This is a genomic window from Prevotella sp. AM34-19LB (assembly GCF_003468525.1).
GTDB lineage: Bacteria > Bacteroidota > Bacteroidia > Bacteroidales > Bacteroidaceae > Prevotella.
The window spans coordinates 1-10,617 of sequence record NZ_QSIG01000070.1 but is presented as its reverse complement, the minus strand read 5'-3'; the positions used below and the strand labels follow the sequence as shown (position 1 = coordinate 10,617).

General features: G+C 39.7%; 9 protein-coding genes and 2 pseudogenes. 9 read left to right on the top strand and 2 right to left on the bottom strand.

The annotated features are described in order from the left end of the window. A pseudogene (locus tag DW830_RS17185) lies at positions 1-96 on the bottom strand (IS982 family transposase); the annotation flags it as partial. Between the two features lie 440 nt (positions 97-536). Between DW830_RS17185 and DW830_RS14330 the strand changes: the two are divergent. The 6 genes and pseudogenes from DW830_RS14330 (at position 537) to DW830_RS14310 (ending at position 5,459) form a co-directional block, all read left to right on the top strand. Next, positions 537-1,811 carry an ATP-binding protein gene (locus tag DW830_RS14330; RefSeq protein ID WP_119250364.1) on the top strand — a complete coding sequence of 425 codons (1,275 nt, stop codon included), beginning with the start codon at positions 537-539 and terminating at the stop codon, positions 1,809-1,811. Positions 1,812-2,049: 238 nt separating this feature from the next. Further along, positions 2,050-2,190: a hypothetical protein gene (locus tag DW830_RS15950; protein WP_158573513.1), complete on the top strand. Its 141-nt coding sequence runs from the start codon at positions 2,050-2,052 to the stop codon at positions 2,188-2,190. Beyond that, positions 2,153-2,653 (top strand): DUF1016 N-terminal domain-containing protein, encoded by a 501-nt coding sequence (locus DW830_RS14325; RefSeq protein WP_119250362.1) that lies wholly within the window; start codon positions 2,153-2,155, stop codon positions 2,651-2,653. Before DW830_RS15950 ends, DW830_RS14325 begins: the two co-directional genes overlap by 38 nt. Positions 2,654-2,865: 212 nt before the next feature. Continuing rightward, positions 2,866-4,004 (top strand): annotated as a pseudogene (locus DW830_RS14320) (acyltransferase). Between the two features lie 58 nt (positions 4,005-4,062). Next, on the top strand, positions 4,063-4,224 hold the full coding sequence (locus tag DW830_RS15945) for a hypothetical protein (RefSeq protein ID WP_158573511.1): 162 nt from the start codon (positions 4,063-4,065) through the stop codon (positions 4,222-4,224). 407 nt (positions 4,225-4,631) lie between these two features. Further along, complete coding sequence (locus DW830_RS14310; RefSeq protein ID WP_233544564.1) at positions 4,632-5,459, top strand: alpha/beta hydrolase; 828 nt, start codon at positions 4,632-4,634, stop codon at positions 5,457-5,459. An 80-nt stretch (positions 5,460-5,539) separates the two neighbouring features. Here the strand turns inward: DW830_RS14310 and DW830_RS14305 are convergent, their stop codons facing one another. Continuing rightward, positions 5,540-6,976, bottom strand: coding sequence for an AAA family ATPase (locus DW830_RS14305; protein ID WP_119250360.1), 1,437 nt, complete (start codon positions 6,974-6,976; stop codon positions 5,540-5,542). Between the two features lie 658 nt (positions 6,977-7,634). Here DW830_RS14305 and DW830_RS14295 point away from each other — a divergent pair. From DW830_RS14295 to DW830_RS15940, 3 genes are all read left to right on the top strand, one after another. Continuing rightward, the gene (locus DW830_RS14295; RefSeq protein WP_410524533.1) at positions 7,635-8,705 is read left to right on the top strand and encodes a PDDEXK nuclease domain-containing protein; all 1,071 of its coding nucleotides are present in this window, start codon (positions 7,635-7,637) and stop codon (positions 8,703-8,705) included. Positions 8,706-9,331: 626 nt separating this feature from the next. Continuing rightward, complete coding sequence (locus DW830_RS14290) at positions 9,332-10,375, top strand: YhcG family protein (RefSeq protein ID WP_119250357.1); 1,044 nt, start codon at positions 9,332-9,334, stop codon at positions 10,373-10,375. Positions 10,376-10,394: 19 nt separating this feature from the next. Then, positions 10,395-10,532 carry a hypothetical protein gene (locus tag DW830_RS15940; RefSeq protein WP_158573510.1) on the top strand — a complete coding sequence of 46 codons (138 nt, stop codon included), beginning with the start codon at positions 10,395-10,397 and terminating at the stop codon, positions 10,530-10,532. The last annotated feature ends 85 nt before the right edge of the window (positions 10,533-10,617 follow it).

Here is a 10,617-nt window from a genome sequence, read left to right as displayed (position 1 = left end):
CAAAAGCAATTTTCCTGCATTTTCAGCATCAAAAACTTTGTAAAATTCATCAATAATACAAAATAATTCTGTAACTTTGTCCTTGGTAATCTCCATAATGATATCTTTTTATGTTTGTAACTAATTGGATTTCACCTACAAAGATACAAAAAATATCGGAGATTACCAACTTTTTTAGGCACTATTTCTTATCCCGAACTGAGGTTATAGTTAAATTCTATTTAACATTTTCCTTTCCTTCAGATACCCCCTCCGTAAAAACTGTGATAACTGTTATTGTGATAGCTGTGATCACTCTTGATGCACTAAAACAGTGCATCAAGGTTGAGGATATAATCTACAAATCACCGAATGAAAGTTCTACAAATCACCGAATGAAAGTTCTACAAATCACCGAATGAAAGTTCTACAAATCACCGAATGAAAGTTCCACAAATCACCGAATGAAAGTTCTACAAATCACCGATTTCTTTAAAAAGATTCCTGATTTTCAGTTTTTTTTTGTATTTTTGCAGCAGATTTTAAATTCAAAGATTATGAACGGATATAGACAGCGCATTGCAGACTCATTGTTGAAGGACAAATTAGATGCCTTTGGAGCAGTTTTGATAGAAGGCCCAAAATGGTGTGGCAAAACTACAACGGCCGAACAACAAGCTAAGAGTATTCTTTATATGGCAGACCCTTCTCGCCTGAACCAGAACAAGGAATTAGCTCGCATCAATCCTCAATTGTTGTTGGAAGGTTCCACACCACGCCTAATAGATGAATGGCAGGAAGCACCTCAATTGTGGGATGCTGCCCGTTTTGAGATAGACCATCGTAGTGAAATTGGACAATTTATTTTTACGGGTTCTGCAGTTCCTGCCGATTCCTCACAGTTATGTCATACGGGTACTGGGCGGTTCTCATGGCTGAGAATGCGTCCGATGAGCTTGTATGAGTCAGGTGAGTCAACTGGTGATATTAGTTTATCTGCCATTATTAAGGGAGATAAAAAGCAATTTGGTACAAGTCGATTAAGTTTGGAAGATGTTGCTTTTTTGCTTTGTCGTGGTGGTTGGCCTCAAGCTGTAGGCATGAAAACCAAGCCAGCATTAGCTCAAGCTTACGCTTATCTGGATGCAGTGGTAAAGAGCGACATTTCTCGTGCAGACAATGTGCAACGTGACGAACTTAGAACTCGTCGCTTGATGCGTTCTTATGCTCGCCACCAAGGTACATCTGTTTCTATGGCAGCTCTGAGAGCAGATTTGGCTAACAATGAGGAACAATCGTTTGATGAAACCTCTATCGTTTCTTACCTAGGTGCCCTTCGAAAGATTTTTGTGGTAGAAGACGTGCAGGCATGGAATCCCAACTTGCGTTCGAAAACTGCTATTCGCACTACTGACACACGTTATTTCGTAGATTCTTCGATTGGTGCAGCTGCACTAGAGTTGGGACCAGATGATTTGATGAATGACCTCAACACTTTGGGTTTACTGTTTGAAACGCTTTGTATGCGAGACTTGAGAGTTTATGCTGATGCTTTAGAAGGCAAGATATACCATTTTCGTGATAGTAGTGGATTGGAATGTGATGCTGTTTTGCATCTTAGAGCAGGAGTGTATGGGCTTATAGAAATCAAGTTAGGTGGTGACAGATTAATCAATGAAGGTGCAGCCAATCTCTTGAAACTTCAGTCCAAGATAGATACCGACAAGATGAAGAAACCTGCCTTTTTGATGGTTCTCACAGCAGTAGGTGATTATGCCTTCCAGCGTGAAGATGGAGTATATGTAGTACCAATTGGTAGTTTAAAGCCATAGTGATGTGGCGAAGTTGAGTGCACAATTCTATCTCATTTATGTAGAAAAACAACCCCGTAGTTGTGTTTTCTCGTAAAAAACAGTTATCTTTGTAGGCGAATGGCATTAGCCATAGTTCCTATCGTAATCTAAGGTATGTTCGCCTGAAAACATTCAGAGCCAGTTGCCTACAATTTGAAGACATTGAAGCAACACTTTGATATAAAGGAGACTAAGGATTTCAAAAAAAGGTAATGATATGGAAAATAAAGATAATATACCGCAGTTCGTGAATAGCGACTCCTTCATGGCAGACAAGAACTATGTGAAGTGGTTGTCTGACCTGAAGAAACGCTTCCACATTGCACAGCTCAAAGCTGCAGTCAAGGTTGAGCCTTGACTTGCGTGCGGAATTTCCACAAGCAGAGGGATTTTCATGGTCTAATCTCTATAAAATACGCAAATGGTATTTGTTCTATTCTTCTCAAATTGAATTTTTGTACCAAGCTGGTACAAAATTACAAAAGGTGGATAATGCAACAACCCCAATGCCAGACTTACTGCAATTTGTTCCTTGGAGACATCAAACGGTAATTGTTTCCAAATGCGACACAATAAACGCTGCGATGTTCTATCTCAACAAGGTCATTGAAGGCAACATGAGCCGCACGGAATTGGAGCATGTTATTAAGGCTCAACTGTACGAGCACACCAGCAAGGCTTTGAATAACTTTGATGTTACATTGCCACAACCTCAAAACGCATTAATATTGGGCACCAAGAGCCTTGCCAGTAGGACGCTCCACCATCTTATCGCCAAGGGCCGATTACAGAAGACTATGTGGAGTCAAATAGCTCCATGACCCGAAAATTTTCCTCCAAAAGGAGTGAGTTTCTCAGATTTTATTTGTATCTTTGCCATGTCATTTCAGAGTCTTGCTTGTTTTCTTTTCGCAACACTAAGATAAGTGAAAAATCTGATATGGCAAAATACTGGACAACTTCTTGTTGTTCAGGCACCTAAATCGTTTAATTTATAATAGTATTGCGGAATTAAAGTGTAGTAAAAAACATAATGAGAACACAACTGATTGAAAAAGAAGACAAGCGCATTGTATGGCTTGACTTTGTGAAATTTATCGCTATCTTCATGATGATAGCAGTACATTGTACAGATAATGTTACTCCGGCTGAACGTTCTGAGCGTGGTATAATCTTTGGGGCAGTTTCTATGGTTCATTTATGCGCCCTGCCATACCTTTGTTTGTTATGGTTACAGGTGCTTTGCTTCTACCTGTAAAAGAGAATATTTCCGCCTTCTATAAAAAACGCTTGACCAGACTCATTGTGCCTTTTATTATATGGTCTGTTCTGTATAATCTTTTTCCATGGATAACCGGACTGTTGGGTCTTTCCCCCACTGTAATTAATGATTTCTTTGCGTGGGCAGAACCTGATCAGTCTTTTTCCGGTGCTTTGCATAACCTTCTGATGATTCCTTTCAATTTCTCTATGTTGGCTGTGCAGATGTGGTATGTGTATCTTCTTATAGGACTGTATCTTTATATGCCAATTTTCTCAGCATGGGTCAGACAGGCATCGCTAAAAGAACAGAAAGTATTTCTATCTCTTTGGCTTGTTTCACTTTTCATTCCTTATTTAAGGGAATATCTTACAAAAGATCTTTGGGGTACATGCTCTTGGAATGAGTTTGGCCTATTATATTATTTTGCCGGATTCAACGGTTATTTGCTTTTAGGGCATTATATGATAAACAATACTATTAACCTAAGTTGGAAAAAGTTGGCTGTTATTGGCATTCCTTCTTTTGTGGTAGGTTATTGCATAACTTTCTTCGGTTTTAAATCCATAACAGCGGTTCCTGGTCAGTCTGTAGAAATGGTGGAACTGTTCTTTACATATTGTTCTCCTAATGTACTGTTGATGGCTATCCCAATTTTTCTTGCTGTTAAAAAGTTGAATTTCCAATCCGTTGCGGTTAGACGTTTTGCTGTCAGCATTTCTACCTGCACGTTTGGCATCTGGATGTCGCATTATCTTTTCCTCGGTCCATGCTATATGCTTGTCGAGTCATTGCCTTTGCATACGATGGTGAAAATGATAGTATGTACCATACTGCTTCTTTCGGTTACCTGGGGCTTTGTTTATACAGTAAGAAAATCAGGGAAGTTGGGCAAATGGATAATGGGTTAATAGGTGTTCTAGTCCAGTCAATAAAATGCAGATAAAGTTATTCATCAAAATAATGATAATGAAACTCATCAGCATGAGCCCTGAGAACTCTTTGTTATCAACAGATAATGGAGATACTGTATTATATATAAGGTATAGGGAAAAGGTTGATAAAGAATATAAGGAGAATAGAGTAGTCTCTTCCTTTGCTGCGGATTGCAAATCCGCAGATCCTAAATAGGTTAGGACATTTTCTAACGCCGGATTTCAAATCCCACGGGACGCCTGACGGGGGTTAGGATTTCAAATCCGGCGGGACGCCTAGCGGGGGTGGTGGGATGCCTAGCGGACTTGTATTCTTGAAAAACTAAAAAAGAGTGCGTTATTGACTTATGCCACACCCTCTTTGGGCTTTCAGTCCATTTTCAACCGTACAGGTCGCAAATTTTCCTCCAAAAGGAGTGAGTTTCTCAGATTTTATTTGTATCTTTGCCGTGTCTATCGTCGGATTTTCTTGTTTTCTTTTTGCAACACTAAGATAAGTGAATTCTTCGACATGGCAAGACCATGGGCAACTTTTTGCTGCTCAGGTACTTAAAAAGTTTGATTTATAATAGTGTTGCGGAATTAAGGTAAAATAAAACCACTATGAAAAAAATGTTATTGATGATGCTTTTAGCAATATGTACTTTGAGCATCAGTGCGCAAAGCGCAAGCAACAAAGATGCCACGATTGTTAGCGACATCCAGTATAAGAGTAATCAAGACGATTATGTCAATGAGCGTTGTAAACTTGACATCTATTATAGCAAAGGGCAGAAAGATTGTCCTGTGGTCGTTTGGTATCATGGTGGTGGTCTTACCAGCGGAAGTAAGCAACTGCCTTCCCAACTGATGTCCCAGGGCTATACCATTGTAGGTGTCAATTATCGCCTCCTCCCTACTGTTACCATCGACCAGTGCCTGGATGACTGTGCTGCCGCCTTGGCATGGGTATTCAAGAACATCGAGAAGTATAATGGAAGCAGCAAGAAAATCTTTGTTTCAGGCCACTCAGCCGGTGGATATATCACGGCGATGCTTGGACTGGACAAGGAATGGCTAGACCGTTATGGTGTAGATGCCAACCAAATAGCTGGTTTGATACCTTTCAGTGGACAAATGATCAGTCACTTTGCCTATCGTAAGATGAACGGCATTGATAATCTTCAGCCAACGATAGACAAGTATGCTCCTCTTTTTCATGTCAGAAAGGATGCGGCTCCCCTGATTCTGATAACGGGTGACCGCAATATCGAACTGTTTGGAAGATATGAGGAGAATGCCTATATGTGGCGAATGATGAACCTTGTTGGCCGCCCAGATACCCAGCTCTATGAAATCGCTGGTCATGGTCATGGGCCAATGGGTAATCCTGCCTACCATATCCTCATTCAAAGCATCAATAAAATCCTGGGCAAAAAGTATGAGTTTTAGTGGGGCATCTGCAAAAGCGTGTGGATGTGATTCACTAGAATTTGTGCATAGCCACATGCTTTTGCAGGTGATCCATATTATCACTTAAATAAATTCTCCATTGTAACCTCTTTCTGCACAATTCCACTATGCTTGCCATACGCCACACCATAAGTGGTAATCATCGTAAGATGAACAGTCTGTTTGGGCGATAAAGTGCTCTTCAATGCCTCTATGCGATGGCGCAAACGCATTTCTTCATCCTTGCTTATATGATAAGGAGCACTGGCAAACTTCATCTCGCATAGATTGACCACGTTGTCATCCCTAAGAATCAACAAGTCAATCTGCACGCCTTCTTGTTCATCATCTCCCTTCACACTCCAGGCAGAAACAGAAGATTTGACGCCAGCAATCTGAAGAGCACGCTTGATTTGCTCTATATGTTGCCAGCAAACCTCCTCGAAAGCCACCCCATGCCAAGCCTTCATGATGTCAGAAGTCATGTTATCATTGGCAAATCCTGCATCATATGCATTAGCTTTCACATATTTCAGCCAAAAAAGGCAGAAATTATCCATCAACTTATAGCATTCCACACTCTTCGCCTTGCCATAAGGATTATATCTCATGATAAAATCACTCTCTACCAAAGCTGCAAGCGTATTCGTTAATCCACCACCCAAAGGAATACCGGTGGCATTACTGATTTCCTCACGAGTGAAACCTGCATGACGAGTAGCCAACTGCCTGACTACCTTCTTGCTTTCCTCTGGATTGTTGAAGATGGCAGCAAAAAGCCGGTTGAACTCATCACGCAAACGAGGCTTGCTACCAAACAGAATCTTATCCACATTCTGCTCGAAGCTCAATCCTTTCTGGAAATAGCTTATATAATAAGGTATGCCTCCAAACACCATATAACTTTGCAAGATATCATATTGGCTCATTTGGATTTGAGTATGCTCAAAATACTCTTCACACTCTCGCAAGGTAAAAGGAGACAGTTTGATTTCTGCAGTCAATCTGCCATAAAGTCCACCTTTGTTTCTCGACAAATTGCTAAGAATCCATGAGGTAGCACTGCCACAAACGATCAGCATGATGTTATCTCTGCCACTGCACCATCCATTCCAAAAGTTCTCGAAAGCAGGAAGAAAGCCAGACCTAGGCGTATCCATCCATGGCAGTTCATCTATAAAGACGACCTGTCGCTCACCTGTATCCAAGTGCTGCAACAACTGTTCCAGCTGGAAGAATGCCTCCATCCAAGACTTAGGTTGTTTATATCCCTCAAGTCCTTGATTTAGAAGCGCATAATAGAAGCTCTCCAGTTGAACCTTCATCCGACTTTTGTCACTAGTTTGGTCAACTGGTGAAACCCCTGTATGCTGAAAGGTAATGCGATCCTTCAGTGCCTGCTTGATAAGAAACGTTTTGCCCACACGTCGTCTGCCATATACGGCGACAAACTCTGGTCGGTCACTGTAATACAACTTGTTTAATTCTGCAATTTCCTCTTTTCTTCCTACTATCATAGTCTCAAAACTTATTATATTCTGCCGCAAAAGTACAAAAAATATAGTTTGCGGCAAAATATAATATACTATATTCTGCCGCAATTATGCTTTTTTAGCGATTTGCGCAGAATATAACGTCCCCTCTTTAATCCTTAGCAAGGAGACCATTTTCTATAGAAGGTTGGTAAAACTACTACAATATTATAGAAGATTTGCGTATTTTCTAATATTTCTGCTAAAAAGATTTGCGTATTTTCTAAGATTTCCACTAAAAAGATTTGCGTATTTTCTGAGATTTTTGGCAGTGCCTCAAATCTGGGTACCAGTTGCACTTCGTCAAGAAGGATATAGTACAGGTCGTCGTCTATCATCTTGGCTTTGATGTGTCTGTAGAGAGTAAGTGGCTCCCTAAGTTCTGAATTTTCGATATCATCGAGTGCTATCTGGATGATATCTTACGAAGATTTTTGGCAATATTGCCACTTTTTCTCCGTAAGCGAAAAGACAGTTCCTTTAAAAATATGCACGAACTGGGGCGGTAATTCATTTTTTTAAGGACTTAGAATCTACATATTTCTGCTAAAATAATAAAATATTCAACAGCAAATTAATTATTTTCAACTTTTTATTGTATTTTTGTCCCCATATTATAATATTGCATTGTAGGAAGATGAAAATGAATGATATACAGAAGCGTGAGGATGCTCTCTTTGAGCACATCTCTAAATTGATTGAAAAATCTCGGAAACAAGCAAAGACTGCTATTAATACAGCAATGGTATATACCTATTATGGAATAGGAAAATACATTGTTGAGGATGAGCAGAATGGATATGAACGTGCCGCATACGGAAAGAAAGTGCTTAAGCAACTTTCTGAACAACTCTGTGCTGAATATGGAAACGGATGGACTGTTGATACCTTAAAGAGATGCAGATTTTTCTATAAGGCATATAGTCCATATCAAATTGGGGCAACACCGTTGCCCCAATTGAATGAAGTCCCTAAATTCCAACTTTCATGGTCGCATTATCTTATTCTAATGCGCATTGAGCGAGTTGAGGAACGCCGCTTTTATGAAATTGAAGCGACACAACAAGATTGGAGCGTGCGAGAACTGAGCCGACAAGTGGGGAGTTGCCTGTATGAGCGTTTGGTATTAAGCCGTAACAAGGAAGAAGTAATGCGACTTTCTAAAGAGGGGCAAACAGTAGAAAAGTCATCTGATGTAATAAAGAATCCTCTGACATTGGAATTCTTAGGATTAAATCCAGATACAGCATATTCTGAATCGAAGTTAGAAAATGCTATTATTAATAAAATGCAACAGTTCTTGCTCGAATTAGGCAAGGGATTTCTTTTTGAGGCAAGGCAAAAGAGGTTTACTTTTGACGAGCAACATTTCTTTGTTGATTTGGTGTTCTACAACCGCCTGCTGCAATGTTATGTACTCATTGACCTAAAGATGGGCAAATTGACACATCAAGATCTGGGGCAAATGCAGATGTACGTGAACTATTATGACAGGCATATAAAACAGGAGTTTGAAAAACCGACGATTGGTATCTTGCTTTGCGAACGGAAAAACGATGCACTTGTAGAACTCACTCTTCCTAAAGACGCAAACGTCTATGCAGCGGCTTACCAGCTCTATCTGCCCGACAAAGCCTTGCTGCAAGCCAAGGTGAAGGAATGGATTGAGGAGTTTGAGGAGAATGAAGAAATAAAGAAATTAGAGGAAGATTAAACAATTGCTCAAACGCATCAATCACTTGTGATAATCCCCAATATAGTAAGCTGCCGAGGGGATGGTGTGAAACGACATTGAAGTCGTTGGCAAAAAAGTATTAATAGGTTTTCTTGACAAGATATAAGAGGGTGTGTCATAAGTCTATAACGCACCCTTTTTTAGTTTTTCAAGAACGCAAGTCCGCTAGGCGGTATCAGCTGGTAGTTGTAATAATGCGGCACCTTTTCTAACTGTACGGTTGAACAGGCTGAAAGGGCTTAGTTGCGGATTTTGGGGTGATTTCATTTGCTTGTCAACATGCTGCTGAAAAACTTTTTCTGAAACTTTTGAAGAAATCTCTTGCTTGTTCCAAAATATTGTTGTACTTTTGAAGGATAAAATAAATAAAGTAAAACTTAGAAACAACGTAACTTTCTAAATATCAACGAATTGAACATGGAATTGATTAAGGCTATAAACAACATATCAGAACGGGTGATAGATGATTTGAAGACCAAATTATCTAAAGGATCTCGTGTGTCAATAGCTGCAGCCTCTTTTTCTGAACGCCGAGGCTCGGGCGTTGAAGAAGAAGGTTGCTGAGTGGGAAAAAGAAATGGATGTTTTAAAAAAAGGAGAATATTATGGCTGATATAAAGAATAATAGTGAAGTTCTAAACGATATTCGCAAAATAATAGAGCAGGGGAGACATCAAGCCTATACTGCTGCGGGACAAGCAGCTATAGCCACTTATTGGGGTATTGGCAGGCGAATAGTAGAAGAGGAACAGCATGGTGATGAACGTGCTAAATATGGTACACATTTGATTACAGAACTTGCAGAAAAGTTGATACCTATATTTGGAAACAACTATAGCAAACGCAACCTTCAGCATTATCGCAAATTCTACATTTTATTTCCTGATTATTCAAAAGTGTACGAGTTCGTACACAATTTGAATTGGACACATATTAGGCGACTGTTGTCTGTGGTAAATCCGGAAGCACGAATGTGGTATCTAAAAAATGCCTCTGAAGAGATGTGGAGTACTACAACTCTTGATCGTAATATTTCGTCTCAATACTTCGAGCGTCGTCTGGCTGCACAACGCGCAAATCCAGATATGAAAATGACAGAAGCTGTTGCTCCTTATAATGATAGTGATCCTTTGGAATACATAAAAAATCCAATGATTGCTGAATTTATGGGATTCAGAAAAGATACGAAGTTCGATGAATCACAGTTAGAACAGGCTTTAATAGACAACCTACAACAGTTTATTTTAGAGCTTGGAAGAGGCTTTGCTTTTGTTGACCGTCAGAAGCATATAAAGACTGAAACTGGTGACTATTATATCGACCTTGTCTTCTATAACTTCCGTATTAAGCGTTTTGTTTTGTTTGAACTCAAGACACACACGCTGACTCATCAGGATGTAGGACAATTGGATATGTATGTTCGTATGTACGATGACCTTGTTAAGGGGGAAGACGATAATCCTACAATAGGTATTTTGCTTTGTGCTGAAACTGATAAAACTATAGCAAAGTATTCTGTATTGCATGAAAGTGAGCAGCTATTTGCTGCTAAATATATGGCTTTTATGCCTACAGAAGAGGAGTTGCAATGCGAAATAGAAAAGCAAAAGCGTTTCTTTTTGTCACAACATGGAAATAATGAAGAATAATTTATAAAATATAGATAATATGGATAGACCAAATAGAATGGAATTGCAGTCGGCAGATGGAGCGCAGCTGAATCTGGATGCGCTTTATCAGATTGCGCCTTCGTGCTTTACGGAGGTAGCCGACCCTGATATGGGGGGAGGCCGTCCGAAAACTTAATTAGGGAAGCAAACAACTGAATTGGGCATTTTTCTTTTGCTCTTTATAGTTAATTAACCTCGTATCTTCTTGATTCTCAATTATT